Source organism: Stenotrophomonas sp. 10L48, assembly GCF_056395105.1.
Map to the genome: position 1 here is coordinate 178633 of NZ_JBFTIX010000008.1, position 26496 is coordinate 205128.

Here is a 26496-nt window from a genome sequence, read left to right on the forward strand (position 1 = left end):
CGCGCGGGGCAGGGCGGACGTCGCTTACGGGCGCAGCAGGACCTGGGCGGTTTCGGCAGCGAAGGCCTGCAGCTGGGCGGCGCTCGGACGCACCTGCAGGGCCGGCAGGTTGACGATCACCTGGTTGGCGACGCTGGTGGCGGCCGCTGCCAGGGTGGCGGCGTAGCGCTGGGCTTCCTGCTCGGCAGCCAGGGCGACACGCTGCTCCAGGCTCGGGCGCACTTCAACCGAGGCCAGGGTGGTGATCGGCAGCGCGGCGGCGACCGGGCTGGCGATGAAGCCGTCGCGCTCGGCCAGCTGGTCGACGCTGGGGCGCACTTCGACAGTGGCCAGGGTCGGGATGCCGCTGGCCTGTTCCCAGGCCTGCTGGACCAGCTGGTCGGCGGCCGGGCGGACCTGCACGGTGGACAGGGTCTTGATGGATTCGGAGGCCTGCACCGACGAAACAACCGCGGTGCCGGCGATCAGGGCGATGGCGATGGCAATGGTCTTGGCGTTCATGACGGGGCCTGTTTAGTGTTGGTGATCAGTGGTGTGGTAGTAAGGTAGAACACCAGTTCTGGGGATGCAAGCGGAATTTTCGATTTCCTGCTTTTGTTCAGTCTTCAGTCAGCTTTCGTCTGAAGCCCTTCCTGGCGCAGGAAGTACGAAGCAATCCCCGTGCCAACTTTTAGTCGTTGATTCATAAGGGTTTTATGACTCACCGAAAGTGTCCGCAGGGCGGACACCTGTCCATTCGGGGGGCTGCGGACACTGTCCGGACGTGAATCACCACCGTTCGTGACCCGGGGACGGCCAATCACGAAGGCCGATGGGGCCGATCACCCCCAGTGACTGGTGGCCGATACCGGTGGCCGCACGCCCGCGCTAGGATCGGGATTCACCTTCGTGACCAAGGACCCGGATATGTCGCTCACCCTGCGCCCGCGCGCCGCGCTGCTCGCTGTTGCTCTCAGTACTGCCCTCGGCACGCTCGCGCCGACCTACGCGCTGGCGGCCAAGCCGGCCGCGACCAGCAAGGTCGATATCCCGTTCGAGCAGTTCACCCTGCCCAACGGCCTGCGCGTGGTGGTGCATACCGATCGCAAGGCACCGATCGTTGCGGTCAACATCTGGTACCACGTCGGCAGCAAGGACGAGCCCGCCGGTCGCACCGGCTTCGCGCATCTGTTTGAACACCTGATGTTCCAGAGCAGCGAGAACCACGACGGCGAGTACTTCGAACCCTTCAAGCAGGTGGGTGCGACCGGCCAGAACGGCACCACCAATACCGACCGCACCAACTATTTCGAGAACGTGCCGACCACCGCGCTGGACATGGCGCTGTGGATGGAATCGGACCGCATGGGCCATCTGGTGGGCGCGATCGACCAGGCTGCGCTCGACGAACAGCGTGGCGTGGTGCAGAACGAGAAGCGCCAGGGCGAGAACCAGCCCTATGGCCAGGTGTGGGAACAGCTCAACCGCGCGCTGTATCCGGTGGGCCACCCGTACCACCACAGCGTGATCGGCTCGATGAACGATCTCAACGCCGCCTCGCTGGACGACGTCAAGACCTGGTTCCGCACCTGGTACGGCCCGAACAACGCGGTACTGGTGCTGGCCGGTGACATCGACCTGGCCACCGCCAAGGAAAAGGCCGCCAAGTACTTCGGCAGCATCCCGGCCGGCCCGACCATGGCGCAGCCGAAGGTGGACGTGGCCAAGCGGCTGGCCGACACCCGCGAGGTGATGACCGACAAGGTGCCGCAGGCACGCATCTACCGCGCCTGGAACGTGGCGCAGGTCGGCACCACCGACGTCGACCAGCTGCAGCTGCTGGCCTATGTGCTCGGCGGCGCCAAGTCCTCGCGCCTGAGCCAGCGCCTGCAGCACCAGGACAAACTGGTGGACAACATCAGCGCCGGCGCTTACGCCTCGCAGCTGGGTTCCAACTTCATGGTGATGGCCACGGTGAAGCAGGGCCAGGATCCGGCCAAGGTCGAAAAGATCATCGATGAGGAAATCGAGCGCCTGCTCAAGGAGGGCCCGACCGCCGAAGAACTGGCACGCGCCAAGACCGGCTCGCGCGCGGCGTTCATCCGTGGCATCGAGCGCATCGGCGGCTTCGGTGGCAAGGCCGATGCGCTGGCCGAGTGCACGGTCTACACCGGCGACCCGGGCTGCTTCCGCACCTCGCTGGCCAACATCGACAAGGCCACCGCTGCCGACCTCAAGCGCCTGGGCGCGCAGTGGCTGGACAAGGGCAGCCACACCCTGGTGGTCGAGCCGGGTGAACGCGTGGCGCTGAAGGAAGACCCCTCGCAGGCGCCGAAGCCGTTCAACGTGCCGGCGGTCGACAGCAGGTACAGCACCCTGCCCGAGCAGGTGGACCGCAAGGCCGGCGTGCCGCAGACCCGCGAGTTCCCGCAGCTGAAGTTCCCGGCCCTGCAGCGCGCCACGCTGAAGAACGGCACCCAGGTGGTGCTGGCCGAGCGCCACGAGATTCCGGTGGTGCAGTTCAGCTACCAGTTCCCGGGTGGCTTCACCGCCGACCAGGGCCGCAAGCCGGGCACCGCCAACTTCACCATGAGCCTGATGACCGAAGGCGCCGGCAAGCTCGGCTCGCTGGCCTTCGCCGATGCAGCCGATGCGCTGGGTGCGGATCTCGATGCGTCCGCAGGCCTGGATTCGGTGGATGTGGAACTGTCCGCGCTGAAGGAGAACCTGGTGCCGTCGCTGGCGCTGTATGCCAGCCTGCTGCGCGAGCCGCGCTTCGAGCAGAGCGAGATCGACCGGGTCAAGGCGACCTGGATCGCCGGCATCCAGCAGGAGAAGGTCAACCCGGGTGCGGTAGCGATGCGCGTGCTGCCGCCGCTGCTGTACGGCAAGGGCCACCCGTACGCGATCCCGTTCACCGGCAGCGGTGACGAAGCGGCGATCAGCAGCCTGGGCCGCGAGGACCTGGTTGACTTCCACCGCGACTGGCTGCGCCCGCAGGACGGCACCCTGATCGTGGTGGGCGATACCACCCTGGCCGAGATCGTGCCGCTGCTGGACAAGCAGCTGGGCGACTGGAAGGCCACCGGTGATGCGCCGACGATCAAGGCCACCACCGCCGTGGCGCTTCCGAAGAGCCCGCGCGTGTTCCTGATCGACCAGCCGGGCGCGGTGCAGGCCAACCTGTTCGCCGGCCAGGTCGTGCCGCCGTCCAGCGACGCCAGCTCGACCCGCTTCGACATCGCCAACGGCGTGATCGGTGGTGACTTCACTTCGCGCCTGAACATGAACCTGCGCGAGGACAAGCACTGGTCCTACGGTGCCCGCACCAGCGCCAGCAACACCGTGGGCCAGCGCCCGTGGATGGCGATGGCACCGGTGCAGATCGACAAGACCGGCCCGGCCATGGCGGAAATGCGCAAGGAGATCGCCGAGTTCGCCAACGGCAGCAAGCCGGCGACCGACGCGGAAGTGGCGCGCATCCGCAACATCCAGACGCTGAGCCTGCCCGGCGCCTACGAGACCGCCAGCGCGGTGGCCTCGACCATCGGCACGATCGTGCAGTTCAAGCGTCCGGACGACTACGTGCTGCGCCGCAAGGCCGAGATCGAAGCGATGACCCCGGCACAGGTGCAGCAGGCGGCAGCGGAGATCAAGCCGCAGGCGCTGACCTGGGTGGTGGTGGGTGACCTCAAGCAGACCGAAGCGGCCGTGCGCGCCTTGAACCTGGGCGAAGTGACCGTGATCGATGCCGAAGGCAACCCGGTCAAGAAGTAAGTGATGTGCCTGCCCGCTCCGGCGGGCAGGCCTCTGGTGGTAGCGCCGGGCCGTGCCCGGCGAGCGCGCAGCGCGGCATCTGGACGCCTTCGAAGAACCGCCGGGCATGGCCCGGCGCTACCGCAGCCCTCTCCGGCTATCCCTGATTCAGACGGTTCAGGCACACTCCTGACATTCCCTTCCAGGATCCTGCCCATGCGCGTTCTGCTGCTGTCGTCCCTGTTGCTCACCGTCACCGCCTGCACCTGGGTGCCGATCGAACCGGCCGGCAAGGCGACCCGCGTGCTGCCGGCAGGCCCGGTACCGGCCGGCTGCATCTCCAAGGGCGAAGTGGTGGTGACCGTGAAGAGCAAGGTCGGCTTCTACAACCGCAACCCGCTGCGCGTGCAGGAAGAGCTGGAAACCCTGGCCCGCAACGAGGCCCCGACCACCGGCGCCAACGCCGTGCAGGCCGCTGCGGCCCCTGCCGATGGCAGCCAGCGCTTCGCCGCCTTCCAGTGCCCGCCGCGCTGAATCCTTCACCATACGGCCAAGGCTGAATTCGTAAAGATGCGGTGAAGGCCCGGGGGGTTATAGAATAGCGCCCCCTTTGCCTGAGCCTTGGCGCTAACCTCGATGCTCTTCAAGAATGTCTCGATTGCCGGCCTGGCTCACGTTGATGCGCCGCACACGCTGACGACCAAGGAAATCAACGAACGCCTGCAGCCGACGCTGGATCGCCTTGGTATCCGTACCGACGTCCTCGGCGACATCGCCGGCATCCACGCGCGCCGCCTGTGGGACAACGGCGTCCTGGCGTCCGATGCGGCCACCATGGCTGGCCGCAAGGCGCTGGAAGACGCAGGCATCGATGCGACGCAGGTGGGCCTGTTGATCAACACCTCGGTCAGCCGTGACTACCTGGAGCCGTCCACGGCTTCCATCGTGTCCGGCAACCTCGGTGTCAGCGACGAGTGCATGACCTTCGACGTCGCCAATGCCTGCCTGGCCTTCATCAACGGCATGGACATCGCTGCGCGCATGCTTGAGCGCGGTGAGATCGACTATGCGCTGGTGGTGGATGGCGAGACCGCCAACCTGGTGTACGAAAAGACCCTGGAGCGGATGACCGCGCCGGACGTCACCGCTGACGACTTCCGCAACGAGCTGGCGGCGCTGACCACCGGGTCCGGTGCAGCCGCGATGGTGATGGCCCGTTCGGAGCTGGTGCCCGACGCGCCGCGCTACAAGGGTGGCGTGACCCGCTCGGCCACCGAGTGGAACCAGCTGTGCCTGGGCAACCTGGACCGCATGGTCACCGACACCCGCATGCTGCTGATCGAGGGCATCAAGCTGGCCCAGAAGACCTTCACCGCCGCCAAGATCGCACTGGGCTGGGCCGTGGAAGAGCTGGACCAGTTCGTCATCCACCAGGTCAGCCAGCCGCACACTGCGGCGTTCATCAAGAATTTCGGCATCGACCCGAAGAAGGTCATGACCATCTTCGGCGAGCACGGCAACATCGGTCCGGCCTCGGTGCCGATCGTGCTGAGCAAGCTCAAGCAGCTGGGCAAGCTGAAGAAGGGCGACCGCATCGCGCTTCTGGGCATCGGCTCGGGCCTGAACTGCTCGATGGCCGAAGTGGTCTGGTAAAAAAGTCACCGCTGACCTGCTGCGCGCCGTCCGCACCTGCCAGCCAATCGCTCGCGACGGACAGCGATGATGTTTCCAAGTGTCCAAGGGCCGGTTCTACCGGCCCTTTCTACAGGTGCGATCCGATGTCCCAGCTTCCCGGTTACCCCGCCCACCCGCAGCGTTTCGAGGTCCGCCCCGGCCTGTCGATGAACTATCTCGACGAAGGCCCGCGCGATGGCGAAGTGGTGGTGATGGTGCACGGCAACCCGTCGTGGAGCTATTACTGGCGCACGCTGGTGGCCGGCCTGTCGGACAGGTACCGCTGCATCGTGCCGGACCATATCGGCATGGGCCTGTCGGACAAGCCTGACGACAGCCGCTACGAGTACACGCTGCAGTCGCGGGTGGATGATCTGGATGCGCTGCTGAAGCATCTGGGCATCACCGGCCCGGTGACGCTGGCCGTGCACGACTGGGGCGGCATGATCGGTTTCGGCTGGGCGCTGTCGCACCACGACCAGGTCAAGCGCCTGGTGGTGCTCAACACCGCCGCGTTCCCGATGCCGGCGGCCAAGAAGATGCCGTGGCAGATCGCGCTGGGCCGGCACTGGAAGATCGGCGAGTGGATCATCCGCACCTTCAATGCGTTCTCCTCCGGTGCCTCGTGGCTGGGCGTGGAGCGGAAGATGCCGGCCGATGTGCGCCGCGCCTACGTGTCGCCGTACAACAGCTACGCCAACCGCATCAGCACCATCCGCTTCATGCAGGACATTCCGCTGTCGCCGGCCGACAAGGCGTGGTCACTGCTGGAGCGCGCCGGCAAGGCGCTGCCGTCGTTCGCCGATCGTCCGGCCTTCCTCGGCTGGGGCCTGCGTGATTTCGTGTTCGACCACCACTTCCTGAAGGGCTTCCAGGCGGCGTTGCCGAAGGCGCAGGTGCATGCCTTCGAGGATGCCGGCCACTACGTGCTGGAAGACAAGCATGAAGTGCTGGTGCCGGAGATCCGGGCGTTCCTGGACGCGAACCCGATCTGATCGGTTCCCGGGTCGGATCCCGGTAGTGCCGGCCGCTGGCCGGCAAGCGCGCAATGCGCGCCGGGTTCATGATGTTGCCGGCCAGCGGCCGGCACTACCACTACGCCGCGATTGGCGCCTGTGGCGAGGGGCTGTTGCCGTTGTCGTCCGGGTGGTCGTCGTCGTTGTCCGCACCGTCGCGCCAGCGCCAGTCGGCCAGGGTCAGCGGATCCAGCCCATAGGCGATGCGGGCCTTGTCGCACTGCGGGCTGGCCTTGCCGTACTCCCACGATGCATCCACCTCGCGGCACACGCTGGGGCGGTTGGGGTGGATCGTGCAGCGCGAATAGACGCCGATCTGGGCGTCCAGCGCCACGCAGCGCACCGGCTTGGAATGGGTGCCGCGCATGCACAGGCGGTGCGGGTCGAGCACCTCGGTGAGCTGGTGCGGCACGCCGCCGGGGGTGACCTCGTCCGATTCCATCCAGTGGAAGGCCACGCGGTACTGGGTGCAGCAGGCGCCGCAGGTCATGCAGGGATGTTGCATGGGCAAGCCGCCTCGGGCGGCATCGGGAAAGGGACGAGGATGCGGATTTTCCACGCTGGCGGCCGCCGCGCAAGAAATTCCGTAAGCGGCGACAATGAACGGATGAACCGATCCTGCAACATCGCCGCGCGGCTGCCCGAGCTGGCGCGTGAACGCCCCGACCAGATCGCCATCCGCTGCCCGGGCCGCCGCGGCGCCGGCAACGGCATGGCGGCCTACGACGTGACCCTGGATTACCGCCAGCTGGACGCCCGCAGCGATGCGATGGCGGCCGGCCTGGCTGGCTACGGCATCGGCCGTGGGGTGCGCACGGTGGTGATGGTGCGGCCGTCGCCGGAGTTCTTCCTGTTGATGTTCGCCCTGTTCAAGCTGGGCGCGGTGCCGGTGCTGGTCGATCCCGGCATCGACAAGCGCGCGCTGAAGCAGTGCCTGGACGAGGCACAGCCGCAGGCCTTCATCGGCATCCCGCTGGCCCACGTGGCGCGGCTGGCGCTGCGCTGGGCGCCTTCGGCGACCCGTCTGGTCACGGTTGGCCGCCGCCTGGGCTGGGGCGGTACCACGCTGGCCGCGCTGGAGCGTGCCGGCGCCAACAGCGGCCCGATGCTGGCCGACACCGATGGCGAGGACACGGCGGCGATCCTGTTCACCAGCGGCTCCACCGGCGTGCCCAAGGGCGTGGTCTACCGCCACCGCCACTTCGTCGGCCAGATCGAGCTGCTGGGCAGCGCCTTCGGCATGGAGGCGGGCGGGGTGGACCTGCCGACCTTCCCGCCGTTTGCGCTGTTCGATCCGGCACTGGGCCTGACCTCGGTGATTCCGGACATGGACCCGACCCGGCCGGCCCAGGCCGACCCGGCGCGCCTGCATGACGCCATCCAGCGTTTCGGCGTGACCCAGCTGTTCGGCTCGCCCGCGCTGATGCGGGTCCTGGCGCGGCACGGGCGGCCGTTGCCGACGGTGACCCGGGTGACCTCGGCCGGTGCGCCGGTGCCGCCGGACGTGGTTGCCACCATCCGCAGCCTGCTGCCGGCCGATGCCCAGTTCTGGACACCGTATGGCGCCACCGAGTGCCTGCCGGTGGCGGTGGTCGAGGGGCGCGAGCTGGAGCGTACGCGCGCGGCCACCGAGGGCGGTGCCGGCACCTGCGTCGGCAGCGTGGTCGCACCGAACGAGGTGCGCATCATCGCCATCGACGATGCGCCGCTGCCGGACTGGTCGCAGGCGCGCGTACTGGCCGTGGGCGAGATCGGTGAGATCACCGTGGCCGGGCCGACCGCCACCGATAGTTATTTCAACCGTCCGCAGGCGACGGCGGCGGCGAAGATCAGCGAAACCCTGGTCGATGGCAGCGTCCGCATCGTGCATCGCATGGGCGATGTCGGCTACTTCGATGCGCAGGGACGGCTGTGGTTCTGTGGCCGCAAGACCCATCGCGTGGAAACCGCCCACGGACCGCTGTACACCGAACAGGTCGAGCCGGTGTTCAACACCGTACCCGGCGTGGCACGCACTGCGCTGGTGGGCGTCGGCGCGGCCGGTGCGCAGGTGCCGGTGCTGTGCGTGGAGCTGCAGCGTGGCCAGTCCGACAGCCCTGCTCTGCGCGAGGCGCTGCATGCCACGGCCGCTGCGCGTCTGCCCGAGATGAAGCTGGAACACGTGCTGATGCATCCGGCGTTCCCCGTCGATATCCGTCACAACGCCAAGATCGGCCGCGAGAAGCTCGCCGTCTGGGCACGCGCCGAACTGGAGAAGCGCGCATGAAGATCCTGGTCACCGGTGGTGGTGGTTTTCTTGGCCAGGCGCTGTGCCGTGGCCTGGTCGAACGTGGCCACCAGGTGCTGGCGTTCAACCGCAGCCACTACCCGGAACTGCAGGCGCTGGGCGTGGGCCAGATCCGCGGTGACCTGGCCGATCCGCAGGCGGTGCTGCATGCGGTGGCCGGCGTCGATGCGGTGTTCCACAACGGTGCCAAGGCGGGTGCGTGGGGCAGCTATGACAGCTACCACCAGGCCAACGTGGTCGGCACCGACAACGTCATCGCCGCCTGCCGTGCGCATGGCATCGGCAGGCTGGTCTACACCTCCACGCCCAGCGTGACCCACCGCGCCACGCACCCGGTGGAAGGACTGGGTGCGGACGAAGTGCCGTATGGCGAGGATTTCCAGGCGCCGTACGCGGCGACCAAGGCGATTGCCGAACAGCGCGTGCTGGCGGCCAATGACGCGAGCCTGGCGACTGTGGCGTTGCGTCCGCGGTTGATCTGGGGCCCGGGCGACCAGCAGCTGGTGCCGCGCTTGGCCGATCGTGCACGCGCTGGCCGTTTGCGCCTGGTGGGCGATGGCAACAACAAGGTCGATACCACTTACATCGACAACGCCGCGCTCGCGCATTTCCTCGCCTTCGAGGCGCTGGCACCGGGCGCGGCCTGCGCCGGCAAGGCGTACTTCATTTCCAATGGCGAGCCGCTGCCGATGCGCGAGCTGGTCAACAAGCTGCTGCAGGCGGTGGGCGCTCCAACCGTGGACAAGGCGATCAGCTTCAAGACGGCGTATCGGATCGGCGCGATCTGCGAGCGGCTGTGGCCGCTGCTGCGCCTGCGTGGCGAGCCGCCGCTGACGCGCTTCCTGGCCGAGCAGCTGTGCACGCCGCACTGGTACAGCATGGAGCCAGCGCGCCGTGATTTCGGCTACGTGCCGCAGGTCAGCATCGAAGAAGGGCTGCGACGACTGAAGGCCGCATCATGACGGCGGCATCACCGCGCTGAAGCCTTCATTACGCGCAGAGATCGCCATCACCGGTTGCACACCGGCAGATGCGCAGGATGGACACAACGCCACCCACGGCCGACCACCTGCGAGGAGCACCATGCTGCATTACGCCGTCATTTTCTTTGTCATTGCCATCATCGCCGCCGTGCTCGGTTTCTCCGGCATCGCCGGTGCCGCCAGCAACATCGCCTGGATCCTGTTCGTGGTGTTCCTGGTGCTGGCGGTGATCTCGATGTTCCGCAAGCGCACATGACCGCTTGAGCAGTAGTGCCGGCCGCTGGCCGGCAACCTCGATTACCCGGGGTTGCCGACCGGCGGCCGGCACTGCCGAAGCGCGGTCAGCGCACCGCGCTGTGCAATCGGCGATCGGCGTCGTGCCGTTCCATCGCCAGTTCGATCAGGCGCGTGATCAGCGCCGTGTAGCCCACGCCACTGGCGCCCCACAGCTTCGGATACATGCTGATGCGGGTGAAGCCGGGCAGCGTGTTGACCTCGTTGATGACGATCCGACCATCCGCGGTCAGGAACACATCCACGCGCGCCATACCGGCGCATTCCAGTACCTGGTACGCCTGAAGCGCGATGTCCTGGATACGCGCCTGCGTCGCCGCGTCGATCGCGGCCGGCACCACCACTTCGGCGCCATCTTCGTTGATGTACTTGGTGTCGTAGGCGTAGAACTCATCGTGCAGCACCACCTCGCCACAGATGCTGGCCTGCGGCCGCTCGTTGCCGAGCACCGCGCATTCGATCTCGCGGCCGACCACGGCCGATTCCACCAGAACCTTGTGGTCGTAGCGCAGCGCAGTCTGCAATGCCTCGGCGAAACCGTCGGCGTCCTTGACCTTGCTCACGCCCACCGATGAGCCCTGGTTGGCCGGCTTCACGAACAGCGGCAGGCCGAGTGTCGCGATCAGGGCATCGACATCGACCGTATCGGCTTCATGGCGGCGGATGCAGACCCACGGCGCCACCTGCAGGCCGGCATCGCGCAGCAGGCGCTTGGTTACATCCTTGTCCATGGCTACCGCCGAACCCAGTACCGGCGAGCCGACGAAGGGCAGGTTGGCCATGCGCAGCAGGCCCTGCAGCGCACCGTCCTCGCCCAGCGGACCGTGCACGATCGGCAGCACCACATCGATCTGCCCCAGCGCGCTGCCCGCATCGGTCGGTTGCAGCTGGGCCTGCTCGGTGCCGGGCAGAACCGCCAGCGCGGTACCGGAAGGATGCAGGGCGATGCGCGCCGGATCCTCGGCATTGAGCAGGAAGGTGTCCGGCTGGCTCAGGTGCCACTGGCCCTGCTTGTCGATGCCGATCAGCACCGGTTCGAAGCGCTCGCGGTCGAGCGCGTCGAGAATGTTCTTCGCCGACTGCAGCGAAACTTCGTGTTCGGAAGACCTGCCACCGAAGATGATGCCAACCCGTGTCCGTGCCATGGAAATGCGATGTCCTGTGCGTTGCGTGGTTCCATAGCATGAACCTTCATCGGCCTTCCGCGTGAGGCACAGATGAACCAGAAATCCATCCACGCATGGCGTGGATCTACCGTGTCGACCAAGGTCGACACCCACCAACAGCAGTAGGAACCTGTCGAAGGCGGGGTGGGTCCGGTTGCGGGGGCGTGAGCCGCATGGATGCGGCGACCGAGCTTACAGGGACGTACTTGCAGCGGCCCCCGCAACCGGACCCCCCCCGCCTCCCCACGGAATGCCCGCTGTTGCTGTTGCTTCGGCTTTTGATGTTGCCGTTGCTTCTGCGGGTGCCGGGCGGTAGCCCGGCCCAAGCCCCCCACCCACGCAGGTAGAATGCGCACATGGCTCTTTCCCTGCTCAAGTCCCTCAAGCCGGTCGCTGGCCGTGCCCTGCAGATCGCCCTGAACCGCGCGCTGGCGCTGGATCCGGATACCCGCCACGCACTGGCCGGCCTCGACGGTCGCCATATCGACCTGACCCTGGACGCGCCGCCGCTGGCAATGCGCATCAGCGTCGACGGCGACCAGTTGCGTGTCGGCCCGGTGGATGCGCAGGAAGCCGACCTGGCCGTGCGCAGCAGCCTGGCCGGCGTGCTGGCACAGCTGCCGCTGCTGGCGCGTGCCCGCCAGGGCGCTGACAACGGCAAGGGGCGCGTTCGCGTGGCCGGCGATGCCGAGCTGGCGCGCCGCCTGCAGCAGCTGGCCAAGGGCTTCGATCCGGACTGGCAGCAGCCGTTCGTCAGCGTGTTCGGCGACGTGCTGGGCGTGCAGGTGGCCAACACCCTGCGCAGCGCCCTGCAGCATGCCCGCCAGGGTGCGATCGACCTCGCCCACAGCGCCGCTGAATTCATCACCGAGGAATCGCGCGACGTGGTGCCACGTGCCGAGCTGGATGCCTTCCACGATGACGTGGACGTGCTGCGCGACGATGTCGAGCGCCTCGGCGCACGCGTGCAGCGCCTGCGGGGTGCCGCATGAAGGCGCTGCTGCGGGCCAGCCGCATCGGCCGGGTGATCCTGCGTTACCGCCTCGACGACCTGCTGCAGGGCACCCCGGCCGAGCGCTGGCTGCGCCTGGCCAAGCCGTTCGTGCCGCGCGCATCGGCCGCCATCGCGGCACAGTCGCGGGGTGCACGCCTGCGCCTGGCGCTGCAGGACCTGGGGCCGATCTTCGTCAAGTTCGGGCAGATCCTGTCCACCCGTCGTGACCTGGTGCCGCCGGACGTGGCCAATGAGCTGACCCTGCTGCAGGACCGGGTCAAGCCCTTCGACGGCGAGACCGCACGCCGCATCGTCGAGGAAGCGCTGGGCCTGCCGGTCAGCGAAGCCTTCGCCAGTTTCGATACCGAGCCACTGGCCTCGGCGTCGATCGCGCAGGTGCACGCGGCCACCCTGGCCGACGGCCGCCAGGTAGTGGTCAAGGTGCTGCGCCCGGGCATCGAAAAACAGATCGACGCCGACATCGCCCTGCTCAACTCGCTGGCGACGCTGGTCGAGCGCACCCATCCGCGCGCCGACAAGATCCGCCCGCGCGAAGTGGTGGCCGAGGTGGAGAACACCCTGGCCGCCGAGCTGGACCTGCAGCGCGAAGGCGCCAATGCCAGCGTGCTGCGCCGCTTCTGGGAGAACTCCGACGACCTGTACGTACCGGAAGTGATCTGGAGCCATACCGCCGAGCGCGCACTGACCCTGGAACGCGTATGGGGCATCCCCTCCGATGACATCGCCGCGCTGGACAAGGCCGGCATCGACCGCAAGGCGCTGGCCGCCAAAGGCGTGCGGGTGTTCTACACCCAGGTGTTCCGCGACAACTTCTTCCATGCCGACGCGCACGCCGGCAACATCTGGGTCGACATCGATCCGGCACGCCGCGACAACCCGCGCTTCATCGCGCTGGACTTCGGCATCATGGGCCAGCTCTCGCAGGAAGATCAGTACTACCTGGCCGAGAATTTCATGGCCATCTTCAACCGCGACTACCGCCGCATCGCCGAACTGCACGTGCAGGCGCGCTGGATGCCCGACAACGTGCGCATCGATGATCTGGAAGCGGCGGTGCGTTCGGTGTGCGAGCCGTACTTCACCCGCCCGCTGTCGCAGATCTCGCTGGCCGAAGTGTTGATGAAGCTGTTCCGCGTGGCCCAGCGCTACCAGCTGACCCTGCAGCCGCAGTTGATCCTGCTGCAGAAGACCCTGCTCAACATCGAGGGCGTCGGCCGCCAGCTGGACCCGCAGATCGATATCTGGGCCGTGGCCAAGCCGGTGCTGGCGAAGATCCTGCGCGAGCGCTACAGCCCGCGTCGCGTGGTGCGCGAGATCGGCAAGCGCCTGCCGGAAATCATGACCCATGCGCCGGACATGCCGCGCCTGGTGCACGCCTGGCTGACCCAGCAGGTGGAAGGTCGCCATGAGCTGGCGATGCGCTCGCGCGATCTGGTTGCGCTGGACGCCAGCGTGCAGCGCCTGCAGAAGCATGCGGTCGGTGCGATCACCGGCGTCGGCCTGCTGGCGATCGCCGCATTGATGTACGTGCTGCAGCCGCCGGGCTGGTACTGGGGCGACGTGCCGGCGTGGAGCTGGGTGTCCGGTGCGGTTGGAGCGTTCGCACTGGCGCGTGCGTGGTGGCGATGATGGATGCGCTGAGCGCGCTCAAACAGGAGCTCGCGCAGTTCGGCAGCGACAACGATGCGTGCGAAACCGAGCGCGGTCGGCGCATGCTCAACATCACCGCCGACACCGGTGAACTGCTGTCGGTGCTGGTGCGTTTCGGCAACGCCCGCCGCGTGCTGGAGATCGGTACGTCCAACGGTTATTCCACGCTGTGGCTGGCCGAAGCGGCGGCCGCGATCGATGGCCAGGTGACCACGCTGGAGCTCGCTGCCGACAAGGTGGCGATGGCCCGCGCGAATTTCGCCCGCAGTGGATTGGGCGAGCGCATCAACCTGGTCCACGGTGATGCCGGTCAGTGGCTGGCGCAGGCCGAGCAGGGCTGCATCGACCTGCTGTTCCTGGATTCGGATCGCGGGCAGTACGCGGGCTGGTGGCCGCAGCTGCGTCGGGTACTGCGCCCCGGCGGCCTGCTGGTGGTCGACAACGCCACCTCGCATGCCGGTGAGATGGCGCCGCTGCGCGCCCTGCTGGCCGCCGATGCGGCGTTCACCACCAGCCTGGTGCCGGTGGGCAATGGCGAACTGCTGGCGCTGCGCAACACCTGACCGGGCGTCACCCCGGTAGCGCGGGTCGCTGGCTTGGTGCGGTAGTGCCGGCCGCTGGCCGGCAACCGCAGGCATCGGGCGACCTCCCGTGGTCAACAAGCCGGCCGGGCTGATGGTCCATGACAGCAAGCTGGCCCGTGGCGAAGATGATTTCCTCGCCGATCGCCTGCGCGAGCAGCTGGGCCGGCCGATCTTCCTGGTCCATCGCCTGGATCGCGCCACCAGCGGCTGCCTGTTGCTGGCCTTCGACCGTGATACGGCCAGTGCGCTGGGCAAGTCGTTGATGGGCGGCGAGGTGAGCAAGGATTACCTGGCCATCTGCCGCGGCTGGCCGGCCGAGGAGGCCTGGCAGGTCGACCACGATCTGGATGGCGGTCCCGGCAAGCCGGTGAAGAAGCCGGCGGTCACCGACTTCCAGCGCCTGGCTACCGGCGAACTGTCGGTACCGGTGGGCGAGTTCACCAGCTCGCGCTATGCACTGCTGCGCTGCCAGCCGCTGACCGGGCGCTTCCGGCAGATCCGCCGCCATCTCAAGCACCTGTCACATCACCTGATCGGCGATACCAGCCATGGTGATGGCCGGCACAACCGCAACTTCCGCATGCAGGGTGTGCACCGCATGCTGCTGCACGCCGAGCGCCTGCGCTTTCCGCATCCGGATGGTGGCACGGTGGATGTGTGCGCGCCGGTCGACGGTGAATTCCAGAAGGCGCTGGACCTGTTCGGCTGGCACGTTCCGTAGCTGTAGCGCCGGGCCATGCCCGGCGGCTTCTGCGATGAAACGGCCGCGCTTCGCGCTCGCCGGGCATGGCCCGGCGCTACCGCCTCACTTCTTTTCCGGCTCGTTGACGATCGCTTCCAGATCCTTCTGCAGATCGGCGAACAGCGGCTGCATGCGCGTCTGGATCGCCACCATCACGTTCTGCATCAGCGCCGGGGTCTTGTCGAGCAGGCTCTGGCCGGCCGGGCTCTCGTAGAACTCGGCCATGGCCAGCACGTCTTCCTTGCTGAAGGTCTTCTTGTACAGGTCCACGTACATCGGCCGCAGCTGCTGCCACGACAGTGCCTGGCGCAGGGTCTGGCTGGTACGGGCCTGGATGCGCTGCAGCTGTTCCTGCTGCTGGGCGTTGAGCTTGCGCTGTGCGGCGACCTGTTGGAACTGCTGCTGCTGCATCGCTTCGATCTGCGGCAGCATGGTGTCGATCATGCTCTGCGCACGCGAGGCCGACAGCAGGCGGTTGATGTCGCCATCGGTGGGGGCTGCGGCCAGCACCGGCGTGCTTGCTGCGGCCAGCACCAGCAGCAGGGTCGCGCGGCGCAACAGGGAGGGAACGAAGCGGATCATGCGGAGCGTCCTGCAGTACACGGGATGGCAAGCATACCCCCGGCAAAGGCGAAGGCGGCGTGTTCGGTGCCTGATCGGCGGCATACGGGGCGTGATGGCAGCCACGGCGACGCGGCTGCCGCTACAATGCGTAGATGGGCAGTGGACCGGTCATCATCAGCGCGCAGCTTGAAATCCCCGACGGCGAGATCGTCGAGCGTTTCGTGCGTGCCAGTGGTGCCGGCGGCCAGAACGTCAACAAGGTCTCCACCGCGGTGGAACTGCGTTTCGACGTGGCCGGCTCGCCCTCGTTGCCCGAGCCGCTGCGCGAGCGCCTGTTGGCGCGGCGCGACCGGCGCATGACCGGCGAAGGCGTGCTGGTCATCGACGCGCAACGTTTCCGCACCCAGGATCGCAATCGCGAGGATGCGCGCGAGCGGCTGGCGGCCTTCATCCAGGCCGGGCTGAGCGTGCCCAAACCACGCAAGGCCACCAAGCCGACCTTCGGGTCGAAACTGCGTCGTCTGGACGCCAAACGCGGGCGCGCGCAGATCAAGCGCGGGCGCTCATCACGTGACTGGGAGTGATTGCTTGAACAACCCGACGCCGTTGCTGCCGGCCATTCCGCCGAACATGCCGCAGGTCAAGCCCAACCGTTTCCTGCGCTGGCTGGCGCGCTGCACGCTGCGCATGGGCGGCTGGAAAGTGACCGGTACGCTGCCGAACGTTCCCAGGCTGGTCTTCATCATCGCTCCGCATTCGTCCAACTGGGACGGGCTGTGGGGCATGGCCGCCAAGATCGCACTGGGCATGAAAGTGAAGGTGCTGGGCAAGGCCTCGCTGTTCTGGTGGCCACTGGGCCCGCTGCTGCACAAGCTGGGCGTGATCCCGCTGGATCGCAGCTCGCCGCAGGGCACTGTCGGCCAGGCCGTGGACCTGCTGCGCAACAACGAGAAGATGTGGTTCGCCATCACCCCCGAAGGCACCCGCAAGGCCGTGAAGGACTGGAAGGCCGGCTTCCTGAAGATTGCGCGGATGGCCGACGTGCCGATCCTGGCCGCGTATTTCCACTACCCGGAAAAGACCATCGGCATCGGCCCGCTGTTCACGCCGACCGGCGATGATGCCGCAGACATGGCGACCATCCGCGAGTTCTACCGGCCCTGGATCGGCAAGACCCGCGGCACGGTCTGAGCCAGCCGCTGCTGGCAGCGTAGACGCCACGTCCGGCACATGCCGGGCGCCCGTGACAGGAGTAGGGTGGACGGCTGCCATCCCGTACCGTCTGCCCAAGGAGCGTTTTACATGTCGCGTACCGTAGTCCTGGCCGCCGCCATCAGCCTGGCGCTGGCGGCCTGTTCCGGCAAGGAGTCCACCCCCGTGTCCGAAGCCCAGAATGCACCGGCCCAGCAGCCGGCCGAAGCCTCCACCAATCCGCTGCTGACCGCCAGCAGCCTGCCGTTCCAGGCACCGCCGTTCGACAAGATCAAGGACAGCGATTACCTGCCGGCGTTCGAAGAAGGCATGCGCCAGCATCTGGCCGACGTGCGCAAGATCGCCGACAGCGCCGAGCCGGCCACCTTCGACAACACCATCGTGGCGATGGAGCGCAGCGGCGAGACCCTGACCCGCGTGTCGCGCATCTTCTTCGGCCTGGTCCAGGCCGACACCAACGATGCCCGCCAGAAGATCCAGGAAGAAGTGGCGCCGAAGCTGGCCGCGCACCAGGACGAGATCAACCTCGATCCGAAGCTGTTCGCGCGCGTGAAGTCGCTGTACGACCAGCGTGAGACGCTGGGCCTGGATCCGGTGCAGAAGCGCCTGGTCGAGCATTACTACGACGGCCTGGTGCGCTCGGGCGCGCAGCTGTCCGACGCCGACAAGGCGAGCCTGCGCAAGCTAAACGTGGAAGAAACCACGCTGTCCACCCAGTTCCACACCCGCCTGGTGGCTGCAACCGCCGCGGCTGCGGTCGTGGTGGACGACAAGGCCAAGCTGGCCGGCCTGGACGAGGGCGCGGTCAACAATGCCGCCGCGGCCGCCAAGGACCGCAAGCTGGATGGCAAGTTCCTGCTGCCGCTGCAGAACACCACCCAGCAGCCGGTGCTCGGTTCGCTGACCGACCGCGACCAGCGCGCCGCCGTGCTGAAGGCTTCGGAAACCCGTGCCGAGCGTGGCGATGCCAACGACACCCGGCAGACCGTGCAGCGCCTGGCCCAGCTGCGTGCGCAGAAGGCCAAGCTGCTCGGCTTCGACACCTTCGCCGACTACCAGCTGGGCGACCAGATGGCCAAGACCCCGGCGGCCGCACTGAAGCTGCTGACCGACACCGTGCCTGCCGCCACCGCCAAGGCGCGTGCCGAAGCCGGTGAGATCCAGAAGGTGATCGACGCCCAGAAGGGTGGTTTCCAGGTGGCCGCCTCGGATTGGGATTTCTACGCCGAGCAGGTGCGCAAGGCCAAGTACGATCTGGACGAGTCGCAGATCAAGCCGTACTTCGAGCTGGACAACGTGCTGCAGAACGGCGTCTTCTACGCCGCCACCCAGCTGTACGGCATCACCTTCAAGCCGCGCACCGACATTCCGACCTACAACCCGGACATGAAGGTGTACGAAGTGTTCGACAAGGACGGCACCTCGCTGGCCCTGTTCTACACCGACTACTTCAAGCGTGACAGCAAGTCCGGTGGCGCCTGGATGGACGTGTTCGTCGAACAGGACGGCCTGACCGGTGCCAAGCCGGTGGTCTACAACGTCTGCAACTTCACCAAGCCGGCCGCCGGCCAGCCTGCGCTGATCAGCTTCGACGACGTCACCACGATGTTCCATGAGTTCGGCCATGCACTGCATGGCATGTTCTCGAACGTGAAGTACCCGTCGATCGCCGGTACCGCCACCTCGCGCGATTTCGTCGAGTTCCCGTCGCAGTTCAACGAGCACTGGGCGCTGGACCCGAAGGTGTTCGCCAACTACGCCAAGCACTACAAGACCGGCGAAGCGATGCCGCAGGAACTGGTCGACAAGATCCTCAAGGCGCGCAGCTTCAACCAGGGCTATGCGACCACCGAGTACCTGTCGGCGGCACTGCTCGACCTGGCCTGGCACACGCAGAAAGCCGATGCCCCGCTGCAGGACGTCGGCGCCTTCGAAGCGGGCGCGCTGAAGAAGTTCAAGGTCGATCTGCCGCAGGTGCCGCCGCGTTACCGCACCACCTACTTCGACCACATCTGGGGTGGCGGTTACTCGGCCGGCTACTACGCCTACTTCTGGGCGGAAGTGCTGGACCATGACGCCTACCAGTGGTTCACCGAACACGGTGGCCTGACCGCCGCCAACGGCCAGGAATTCCGCGACAAGATCCTCTCGCGCGGCAACAGCGTGGAGCTGTCGACCCTGTACCGCGATTTCCGCGGCAAGGACCCGTCGGTGGAGCCGCTGCTGAAGTTCCGCGGCCTGAAGTAAGCGCGGCCTGAAGTACGAAAAACAAAACGGCGGGGGAAACCCCGCCGTTTTTCGTTGTGTCGATGCCATCGACAGATTCTGCAGTTTGCCGCTCATCCACGCATGGCGTGGATCTACTGCAGTTCGCGGAAATCTGTCGAAGGCGGGTGGCTCCGGTTGCGGGGGTGTCCGCGGCATGGATGCCGCGGCCAAGCCCCCATGGACGGGTTTACGGCGTCCCCCGCAACCGGACCCACCCCGCCATCCCCCAGGAAACCGGCTTTGGCTGTTGAGGTTGCCGGCCAGCGGCCGGCACTACCGGGTGCCGGCCGCAGCCCGGCCATCACGTCCCTACATGCACCCGGTTCGCCTGCTCGGCCAACCCCAGGTGATCCAGCGCGATATCCAGCGCCAGTACATAGCTCTGCGCGCCGTACCCGGCGGCGATGCCCAGGCGCTGGCCAACACCGGCCGGCAGGCACGGCTCGGCCACGGCGCCATCGTCATGCACTTCCACGTACGCGTTGTGCAGGTAGGGCAGCAGCCGCTGCAGGCGCAGGCTGTCGGCACATGCGCCCGGATCCAGCAGCGTCACCTCGCCACGGCTGTGGTCGGCCACGCGCAGCGCGTCCAGCAGTTCCTGCTCCGAACCGCAGGCGCGGATCGCCACGCTGGTGCCCGCATCGATCGCACGGTGCACCAGTGATTTCAGTACCGGCGCCGGCAGCGGCGCGGCGGTGCGGATCAACGCGCCCGCCGCTTCCGGGCCACGGATGATGAAGATCGACATGGCTCAGCCCTCCCGTGCCAGGCGACGGCTGACGATGGCCAATGACAGCGGATAACCCGCCTGCTGGCTGCGCTGGTCGACCACCACGGCGGCCGGGCCGTGCTGCAGGCGCAGGCGCGCCTCCAGACCGGGCTGGTGCGGCGACTGCAGTTCGATGTACTCCGCCGGCAGACCGTCCAGCGCCGCCTGCAGCGCACCGCCCTCGGCACACCATTGCGCCTCGTCGGCGACGCCGACATCAAGCAGCACCCAGTCCGCGGTGCGCGCCTGCGGCTGGCACAGACACTGGCGCACATCGGCCAAGCTGGCGCAGTCGGTGCACAGCACCGGATGGCCGGACAACTCGGCCGGCAGCAGCGGACGCGGCACCGACGGCGACGCATGCCGGATCACCAGGAGGGTCATACAACACCTTGCGCAAAGCGCCCTGCGGCGCGGTAGGCATACGATGCGCGTGGGGGCCGTAAAGGTGCGATGCCCAGTGCCCGGCCCGGGCGTAAAACCTTCATAACGTCCGGCCGGAATGCACCCGGTGGCTGCCGACTGTTGATCGGCACGGGCATGGAGACCGGCATGATGCCCGGGAACCTCACGCCTGCCCTTGCGGTCTGATGCCCACCCACCACCCGGAGCCTGACATGGATGCTGTAGCCCGTCCGCCGTTCCCAGAGCGCGCGCTCACCTGGCTGAAGAAGGAGGCACTGCCGCTGCTGGTGATGCTGGGCCTGCTCGCTGCCGCCCGCGACACCCTCGCCAACCACTACGTCGTGCCCAGCGGTTCGATGCAGCCGACGCTGCAACCGGGTGACCGGGTGGTGGTGGACATGCGCGCCTACGGCCTGCGCCTGCCGTTCACCAGCCAGGAGCTGCTGGCTGCCGGCACGCCGCAGCGTGGTGAGGTGGCGGTGTTCGATTCGCCGGCCGATGGCACCCGCCTGATCAAGCGCGTCGCCGCCGTGGCCGGCGACCACGTGCAGCTGCGCGATGGCCACCTGAGCATCAACGGCCAGCCGCTGCAGATCGCCGACCTGGCCGACACCGAAGCTTTCGGAGAGCGCCGCGCCAGCCTCGATCTGGACAGCGGCGGTGGCCCGGACATCGCGGATCTGCAGGTGCCCGCCGGCAAGGTGCTGGTGCTGGGCGACCATCGTGGCAACAGCTTCGACGGTCGCTTCTTCGGCTTTGTCGATGCAGACAAGATCTATGGCCGCGCAGTGGCGGTGTACTACCGCCGTGGCGACGGCTTTGAGTGGCAGCGGCTGTAAGCTTATCGATATGCCAGAAGTATCAATCATGACCTATCGGGTTATGGATCGACTGGATGGACGGGCCTAGTCTGGGGCCCGTCCCCTCCACTCCGGCCGCCCCCACGGCCCACCGCTCCCATGACTGGCGATACCCCGGCGGCCCTCGCCGACCGTCCCCGTACTGACGACGCTCCCGTCGACACCCGCATCCAGCAGGGGACGCCGGCCTTCCGCCGCACCGCGCTGGCGCTGTTTTTGGCTGGCTTTTCGACCTTCGGCCTGCTGTACACGGTGCAGCCACTGCTGCCCGAGTTCAGTCGCCACTTCGGCGTGTCCGCTGCCGGCAGCGCGATGTCGCTGTCGCTGACCACCGGCACCCTGGCCGTGGCCATGCTGCTGGCGGGCCTGCTGTCCGATGCGGTCGGCCGGCGCCCGCTGATGATCGTTGCGTTGCTGGCCTCGGCCACGCTGTCGCTGTGCACCGCACTGGTCGACGACTGGGCCACCCTGCTGGTGCTGCGCACCCTGTTGGGGCTGGCATTGAGCGGCGTGCCGGCGGTGGCGATGACCTACCTGGTGGAAGAGATGGACAGCCGCGCGCTGGGCCTGGCGATGGGCCTGTACATCGGCGGCAACGCCATCGGTGGCATGAGCGGGCGCCTGCTGGCCGGCATCATCGCCGACCACTGGGGCTGGCGCTGGGGCATCGGCGTGGTCTCGATCATCGCCATGGCCAGCACCGTGCTGCTGTGGCTGCAGCTGCCACCGTCGCGCCACTTCCAGGCCAGTCGCAGTGGCCTGCGCCAGCTGCCCGCGCGCTGGCGCACGCTGTTTGCCGATCCCGGCCTGCCGTGGCTGTTCGCCACCTCGTTCGTGCTGATGGGTGTGTTCGTCACCCTCTACAACTACCTCGGCTATCACCTGCTGGCGCCGCCGTACCACCTCAGCCAGACCGTGGTCGGGTTGATCTTCAGCGTGTATCTGGTCGGCACCTTCAGTTCAGCGTGGATGGGCCAGCAGGCCACGCGCCATGGGCGCGGTCGCATCCTGGCGATCTCCTTCGGCCTGATCGCCGCCGGCATCGTGCTGCTGGCGATGCCGTGGCTGCCGGCGATGGCAGTGGGCATCGCGCTGGTGACCTTCGGTTTCTTCGGTGGTCATTCGGTGGCCAGCAGCTGGGTCGGCAGCCGTGCCGGCTCCATGCGTGCGGAAGCGTCGGCGCTGTACCTGTTTGCCTACTACCTGGGCTCGAGCGTGCTGGGCGGCGTGGGTGGTCTGGCCTATGCCGCGTGGGACTGGCTGGGCGTGTGCGCGTTCGCCGCGCTGCTGACCCTGATCGGCGGTGGCATCGTGTGGGCGCTGCAGCAGCGCGCGCCGCAGCCGGTGACCGCCTGACGCCCGCCGGGCATGGCCCGGCGCTACCTGGGTGGGCCAGCGGTAGCGCCGGGCCGTGCCCGGCGAGCGCGCAGCGCGGCACCTCACGCTTCCGCAAACGCCTCGCGAAGCAGCCCGGCGAAATTGCGGATCAACGGTGTCACCCCCTCGCGGCGCCACGCCAACTGCACTTCCGAATGCGCGCCGGCATCGGCCAGCGGCACGAAGCGCGCACCTTCCACCCGGATGTGGTCGCACGACGAAGGCAGGATCGCCGCACCCAGTCCCGCAGCGGCCAGGCTGATCAGCGTTGAAGCCTCACCGGCTTCCTGCACGATGCGCGGGGTGAAACCCGCTGCCGCGCACAGCGCGATCATGTGGTCATGGATGCCCGCCCCGGCGCTGCGGCGGAACGCCACGAACGGTTCCTGCGCCAGATCACGCAACGCCAGCGTCCCGCCTTTCGACAGGCGACGCAGGGCAGGGTGGTCGGCATGCACGATCAACGCCAGCGGGTCGACGAACAGGCTGTGCGCCACCAGCTCGGCCGGCAGCGTGCGCTTGCGGATGATGCCCACATCCAGGCTGCCATCGAGCAGCGCATCGATCTGCTGCAGGGTGTTCATCTCGCTCAGCTGCAGCCGCACCTGCGGATACTGCTGGCGGTACTGCAGGATCGAACGCGGAATCTGCGGTGACAACGGCGTGGCCCGGGTCAGGCCGATACGCAGCTCACCCTGCTCGCCACGCTGCGCGCGCTGCACTTCATCCACCGCCGATTCCACCTGCTGCACGATGCTGCGCGCACGTTCCTGCAGCAGTTCCCCTGCAGCGGTCAGCTGCACACGCCGATGGCTGCGCACGAACAGGCGCGCACCGATCAGTTCCTCCAGCTGCCGGATCTGCTGGCTGAGCGGCGGCTGCGACATCCCCAACCGCTCGGCCGCCTGGCCGAAGTGCAGGGTATCGGCAACGGCAAGGAAGTAGCGCAGGTGGCGAAGTTCGATGGACATGGATGCAGTCTATCCAGCCCGACGCCGGGAATCGTCATCCACGCATGGCGTGGATCAACCGTGTCGACCAAGGTCGACACCCACCAAGAGCAGGCCACACCGCCCCGCCATCCCGCGGAATCCCCGCTGTTGCCGTTGCCGTTGCCGTAGATTCGGCAGGTGCAGGGCGCAGCCCTGCCGACAGCCCCTCACCGCTCCGAATGCCCGCTCTGGTCGTAATCGCGCGGGCTGAACAACTCTGGCTGGATCAGCTCGATGAACGCCCGCGCCTGCGCCGACAGCGCCTTGCCGCGCCGCACGATCACCCCGTAACTGCGCTCCGGGAACCAGCGCTTCATCGACCGTGCGGCCAACCGTTCGCGGTCAGCATCGTTCAGGCACAGCGCCGGCACGATGGAAATGCCCATGCCCATCGCCACGTACTGCTTGATCACCTCCCAGCCGCCCACTTCCAGCGCAACGGTGTAGGCGATGCGGTGACGCTGGAACACCTGGTCCACCAGCCGGTAGGTGATCTGCCGTTTCGGCGGCAGCACCAGCGGATAACGGGCGATGTCGGCCAGTTCCAGCTCGCCACCGCTGGCCAGCGGATGGTCATGCGGGGCGATCAGCACCTGTTCGAAACGGTAGGCCGGCGCATAGCTGAGGTCGGCCGGCACATCGGTCATCGAGCCGATCGCCAGGTCGGCGGCATCCTCGCGCAGCAGGTCGGTGCCGTCGGCGCTGATGGCGTTGTGCAGGGTCAGGCGTACGTCGGGGTAATGCTGGCGGAAGCGTTCGACGATCTTCGGCAGCAGGTACAGGATGGTCGAGCTGTTGGCAGCGATGTTCAGTTCGCCCGCGTCCAGCCCGCGCACCTTGTCGCGGAAGCGTGCTTCCAGACCGTCCAGGCTCTCCACCAGCGGCTGCGCCATTTCATACAGCAGCTGGCCCTCGCGACTGGGCACCAAGCGCCGGCCGCTGCGCTCGAACAGCGGTACCCCCAGCTCACGCTCCAGCGCTTGCAACTGCAGGCTGATGGCCGGTTGGCTGACGAAAAGTGCCTCAGCCGCCCGTGAGACTGAGCCCAGGCGCACCGTCTGGCAGAACGCGCGCAGCGGCTTCAGCCGATCGGATTTGTAGGAAAAACGAGGACTTGGCGGGCTACGTGTGGTCATGGCGTCACAAGTATTAGCACAAGTTATGTAAAGCATTGCAAAAACTGTTTTGCCAAATACAGGGCTGCGGCCGCACGGTGGAGTCGTTCCCCCACGCTGGAGTTCTGCCATGTCCGCCGTCGCTTCCGCTGTTCCCTCCACCGCCGCCAAGGCCACGCCGGGCATTGCCTTGGCGACCCAGGTGGCGGGCCAGGCCACCGTGCTGCCGGCGCCGTTGCTGGCCCTGCTGGTGTCCCTGCACCGGGCAGTGGAACCCGGCCGGCAGGCGCGGCTGCAGGCCCGTCGCGAGCGCCAGGCGTTCTTCGACCAAGGCGGCCTGCCGGACTTCCGCCAGGACACCACCGCGATCCGCAGCGGTGACTGGACCGTGGCGCCGCTGCCGGCCGCGCTGCAGGACCGTCGCGTCGAGATCACCGGCCCGACCGACCCGAAGATGGTCATCAACGCGCTGAACTCCGGCGCCAAGGTGTTCATGGCCGACTTCGAGGATTCGACCTCGCCGACCTGGCGCAACCTGCTGGCCGGTCAGCAGTCGCTGGCCGCTGCGGTTCGCGGCGACCTGCAGTACACCGCACCCAATGGCAAGCACTACGCACTGCGCCCCTACGATGAGCAGGCGGTGCTGATCGTGCGTCCGCGCGGCTGGCACCTGGACGAAAAGCATGTGCGCGTGGATGGCCAGTTCCTCGCCGGCGGCCTGTTCGATGCGGCGGTCTTTGCCTTCCACAATGCGCGCGCGCTGCAGTCCAGGGACCGCGGTCCGTACTTCTACCTGCCGAAGCTGCAGAGCATGGAAGAGGCAGCGCTGTGGGAGACCGCGCTGTCGCACATCGAAGGCATGCTCGGCCTGCCGCACGGGCAGATCAAGGTGACCGTGCTGATCGAAACGCTGCCGGCTGTGTTCGAGATGGATGAGATCCTGCACGCCCTGCGCGATCGCATCGTCGGCCTCAACTGCGGGCGCTGGGATTACATCTTCTCGTACCTGAAGACCTTCCGCCGCCACGCTGACCGCGTGCTGCCCGAGCGTGGCCAGGTGACCATGACCCAGCCGTTCCTGAAGGCGTATTCGGAACTGCTGATCCAGACCTGCCATCGCCGCGGCGCACATGCGATGGGCGGCATGGCTGCGCAGATTCCGATCAACAACGATGCCGCCGCCAACGAGCAGGCGATGGCGCGGGTACGTGCCGACAAGCTGCGCGAAGTGAGCGCTGGCCACGATGGCACGTGGGTCGCCCATCCGGCGCTGATTCCGGTGGCGATGGCGATCTTCGACGAGCACATGCCCACGCCCAACCAGCACCACGTGCTGCGCCAGGATGTGCGCGTGGGTCGCGATGAACTGATCGCGCGGCCGCCGGGCACGATCACCCGCGCTGGCTTCGAAGGCAATGTCGAAGTCTGCGTGCGCTACCTGGCCGCATGGCTGGATGGCAACGGCTGCGTGCCGATCCACCACCTGATGGAGGACGCGGCCACCGCCGAGATCAGTCGCAGCCAGCTGTGGCAGTGGCTGCATACCCCGGGCCAGCAGCTGGACGACGGCACTGCCATCGATCTGGCGCTGCTCGATACCACCCTGGCGCAGCTGCCGGCGCGCCTCGGCGACACCTCGGCGCTGCCCGGTGGCGGCCGCATCGAAGAAGCCATCACCCTGCTGGCCGAGTTGAGCCGCAGCAACGAACTGACCGACTTCCTGACCCTGCCGGCGTACGCGCGCATCGACTGACCGCTGCATGCCGGTTTTCCCGCCGCTTCCTTCCC

General features: G+C 67.4%; 25 protein-coding genes. 17 read left to right on the plus strand and 8 right to left on the minus strand.

Annotated elements, in window-relative coordinates; all coding sequences use genetic code 11:
• Positions 1 to 24: 24 nt before the first annotated feature.
• On the minus strand, positions 25 to 501 hold the full coding sequence (locus AC1DCU_RS14960; protein ID WP_025875859.1) for an XAC0231 family protein: 477 nt from the start codon (positions 499 to 501) through the stop codon (positions 25 to 27).
• Between the two features lie 405 nt (positions 502 to 906).
• On the opposite strand from AC1DCU_RS14960, the gene AC1DCU_RS14965 reads away from it, so the two are divergent.
• The 4 genes from AC1DCU_RS14965 to AC1DCU_RS14980 all read left to right on the plus strand — a co-directional run bounded on the left by AC1DCU_RS14965 (position 907) and on the right by AC1DCU_RS14980 (position 6404).
• Positions 907 to 3756 (plus strand): M16 family metallopeptidase, encoded by a 2850-nt coding sequence (locus AC1DCU_RS14965; RefSeq protein WP_032978097.1) that lies wholly within the window; start codon positions 907 to 909, stop codon positions 3754 to 3756.
• Positions 3757 to 3951: 195 nt separating this feature from the next.
• Positions 3952 to 4269 carry a DUF4156 domain-containing protein gene (locus AC1DCU_RS14970; protein ID WP_025875855.1) on the plus strand — a complete coding sequence of 106 codons (318 nt, stop codon included), beginning with the start codon at positions 3952 to 3954 and terminating at the stop codon, positions 4267 to 4269.
• Between the two features lie 102 nt (positions 4270 to 4371).
• Complete coding sequence (locus tag AC1DCU_RS14975) at positions 4372 to 5388, plus strand: 3-oxoacyl-ACP synthase III (protein ID WP_025875853.1); 1017 nt, start codon at positions 4372 to 4374, stop codon at positions 5386 to 5388.
• A 125-nt stretch (positions 5389 to 5513) separates the two neighbouring features.
• Entirely contained in the window at positions 5514 to 6404 is an 891-nt protein-coding gene (locus AC1DCU_RS14980; protein WP_033832736.1) for an alpha/beta fold hydrolase, read from the plus strand.
• Positions 6405 to 6504: 100 nt separating this feature from the next.
• On the opposite strand, the gene AC1DCU_RS14985 is transcribed toward AC1DCU_RS14980, so the two are convergent.
• Complete coding sequence (locus tag AC1DCU_RS14985) at positions 6505 to 6930, minus strand: YkgJ family cysteine cluster protein (protein ID WP_025875849.1); 426 nt, start codon at positions 6928 to 6930, stop codon at positions 6505 to 6507.
• A gap of 102 nt (positions 6931 to 7032) precedes the next feature.
• Between AC1DCU_RS14985 and oleC the strand changes: the two genes are divergently transcribed.
• The 3 genes from oleC (at position 7033) to AC1DCU_RS15000 (ending at position 9951) form a co-directional block, all read left to right on the plus strand.
• Complete coding sequence (gene oleC, locus AC1DCU_RS14990; protein WP_442251522.1) at positions 7033 to 8691, plus strand: olefin beta-lactone synthetase; 1659 nt, start codon at positions 7033 to 7035, stop codon at positions 8689 to 8691.
• Positions 8688 to 9674: a 2-alkyl-3-oxoalkanoate reductase gene (gene oleD / locus AC1DCU_RS14995; RefSeq protein WP_033832739.1), complete on the plus strand. Its 987-nt coding sequence runs from the start codon at positions 8688 to 8690 to the stop codon at positions 9672 to 9674. Before oleC ends, oleD begins: the two co-directional genes overlap by 4 nt.
• Positions 9675 to 9795: 121 nt before the next feature.
• On the plus strand, positions 9796 to 9951 hold the full coding sequence (locus tag AC1DCU_RS15000) for a DUF1328 domain-containing protein (protein ID WP_025875842.1): 156 nt from the start codon (positions 9796 to 9798) through the stop codon (positions 9949 to 9951).
• Positions 9952 to 10036: 85 nt separating this feature from the next.
• Here the strand turns inward: AC1DCU_RS15000 and ddlA are convergent, their stop codons facing one another.
• Positions 10037 to 11134, minus strand: coding sequence for a D-alanine--D-alanine ligase (gene ddlA / locus AC1DCU_RS15005; protein WP_140227922.1), 1098 nt, complete (start codon positions 11132 to 11134; stop codon positions 10037 to 10039).
• 377 nt (positions 11135 to 11511) lie between these two features.
• Between ddlA and AC1DCU_RS15010 the strand changes: the two genes are divergently transcribed.
• The 4 genes from AC1DCU_RS15010 to AC1DCU_RS15025 are packed head-to-tail and all read left to right on the plus strand — an operon-like array spanning position 11512 to position 15125.
• Positions 11512 to 12147 carry a ubiquinone biosynthesis accessory factor UbiJ gene (locus tag AC1DCU_RS15010; protein ID WP_032978107.1) on the plus strand — a complete coding sequence of 212 codons (636 nt, stop codon included), beginning with the start codon at positions 11512 to 11514 and terminating at the stop codon, positions 12145 to 12147.
• Positions 12144 to 13799 (plus strand): ubiquinone biosynthesis regulatory protein kinase UbiB, encoded by a 1656-nt coding sequence (ubiB, locus tag AC1DCU_RS15015; protein ID WP_033832742.1) that lies wholly within the window; start codon positions 12144 to 12146, stop codon positions 13797 to 13799. The genes AC1DCU_RS15010 and ubiB overlap by 4 nt, the downstream gene beginning before the upstream one ends.
• On the plus strand, positions 13799 to 14383 hold the full coding sequence (locus AC1DCU_RS15020; RefSeq protein ID WP_425541464.1) for an O-methyltransferase: 585 nt from the start codon (positions 13799 to 13801) through the stop codon (positions 14381 to 14383). The genes ubiB and AC1DCU_RS15020 overlap by 1 nt, the downstream gene beginning before the upstream one ends.
• 28 nt (positions 14384 to 14411) lie before the next feature.
• Entirely contained in the window at positions 14412 to 15125 is a 714-nt protein-coding gene (locus AC1DCU_RS15025) for a pseudouridine synthase (protein WP_478014212.1), read from the plus strand.
• A gap of 84 nt (positions 15126 to 15209) precedes the next feature.
• Here AC1DCU_RS15025 and AC1DCU_RS15030 read toward each other — a convergent pair whose 3' ends face one another.
• Positions 15210 to 15728, minus strand: coding sequence for a DUF2059 domain-containing protein (locus AC1DCU_RS15030; protein ID WP_140227919.1), 519 nt, complete (start codon positions 15726 to 15728; stop codon positions 15210 to 15212).
• A gap of 134 nt (positions 15729 to 15862) precedes the next feature.
• Here AC1DCU_RS15030 and arfB point away from each other — a divergent pair, with 134 nt between their 5' ends.
• The 3 genes from arfB to dcp all read left to right on the plus strand — a co-directional run bounded on the left by arfB (position 15863) and on the right by dcp (position 19169).
• Complete coding sequence (gene arfB / locus AC1DCU_RS15035; RefSeq protein ID WP_025875829.1) at positions 15863 to 16294, plus strand: alternative ribosome rescue aminoacyl-tRNA hydrolase ArfB; 432 nt, start codon at positions 15863 to 15865, stop codon at positions 16292 to 16294.
• A gap of 4 nt (positions 16295 to 16298) precedes the next feature.
• The gene (locus tag AC1DCU_RS15040; protein ID WP_025875827.1) at positions 16299 to 16901 is read left to right on the plus strand and encodes a lysophospholipid acyltransferase family protein; all 603 of its coding nucleotides are present in this window, start codon (positions 16299 to 16301) and stop codon (positions 16899 to 16901) included.
• A 111-nt stretch (positions 16902 to 17012) separates the two neighbouring features.
• Positions 17013 to 19169 (plus strand): peptidyl-dipeptidase Dcp, encoded by a 2157-nt coding sequence (gene dcp, locus AC1DCU_RS15045; protein ID WP_442252317.1) that lies wholly within the window; start codon positions 17013 to 17015, stop codon positions 19167 to 19169.
• A gap of 322 nt (positions 19170 to 19491) precedes the next feature.
• On the opposite strand, the gene AC1DCU_RS15050 is transcribed toward dcp, so the two are convergent.
• Positions 19492 to 19938 carry a hypothetical protein gene (locus tag AC1DCU_RS15050; protein ID WP_025875822.1) on the minus strand — a complete coding sequence of 149 codons (447 nt, stop codon included), beginning with the start codon at positions 19936 to 19938 and terminating at the stop codon, positions 19492 to 19494.
• A gap of 3 nt (positions 19939 to 19941) precedes the next feature.
• Positions 19942 to 20343, minus strand: a complete 402-nt coding sequence (locus AC1DCU_RS15055) for a hypothetical protein (protein WP_032978120.1) — start codon at positions 20341 to 20343, stop codon at positions 19942 to 19944.
• Between the two features lie 233 nt (positions 20344 to 20576).
• Between AC1DCU_RS15055 and lepB the strand changes: the two genes are divergently transcribed.
• Positions 20577 to 21203, plus strand: coding sequence for a signal peptidase I (lepB, locus tag AC1DCU_RS15060; protein ID WP_099786261.1), 627 nt, complete (start codon positions 20577 to 20579; stop codon positions 21201 to 21203).
• 120 nt (positions 21204 to 21323) lie between these two features.
• Entirely contained in the window at positions 21324 to 22580 is a 1257-nt protein-coding gene (locus tag AC1DCU_RS15065) for an MFS transporter (protein ID WP_080150334.1), read from the plus strand.
• Positions 22581 to 22663: 83 nt separating this feature from the next.
• Here AC1DCU_RS15065 and AC1DCU_RS15070 read toward each other — a convergent pair whose 3' ends face one another.
• Positions 22664 to 23572 (minus strand): LysR family transcriptional regulator, encoded by a 909-nt coding sequence (locus AC1DCU_RS15070; RefSeq protein ID WP_032978127.1) that lies wholly within the window; start codon positions 23570 to 23572, stop codon positions 22664 to 22666.
• A gap of 188 nt (positions 23573 to 23760) precedes the next feature.
• Positions 23761 to 24729, minus strand: coding sequence for a LysR family transcriptional regulator (locus AC1DCU_RS15075; protein ID WP_025875812.1), 969 nt, complete (start codon positions 24727 to 24729; stop codon positions 23761 to 23763).
• Between the two features lie 109 nt (positions 24730 to 24838).
• Between AC1DCU_RS15075 and aceB the strand changes: the two genes are divergently transcribed.
• Complete coding sequence (gene aceB / locus AC1DCU_RS15080; protein WP_117309266.1) at positions 24839 to 26461, plus strand: malate synthase A; 1623 nt, start codon at positions 24839 to 24841, stop codon at positions 26459 to 26461.
• The last annotated feature ends 35 nt before the right edge of the window (positions 26462 to 26496 follow it).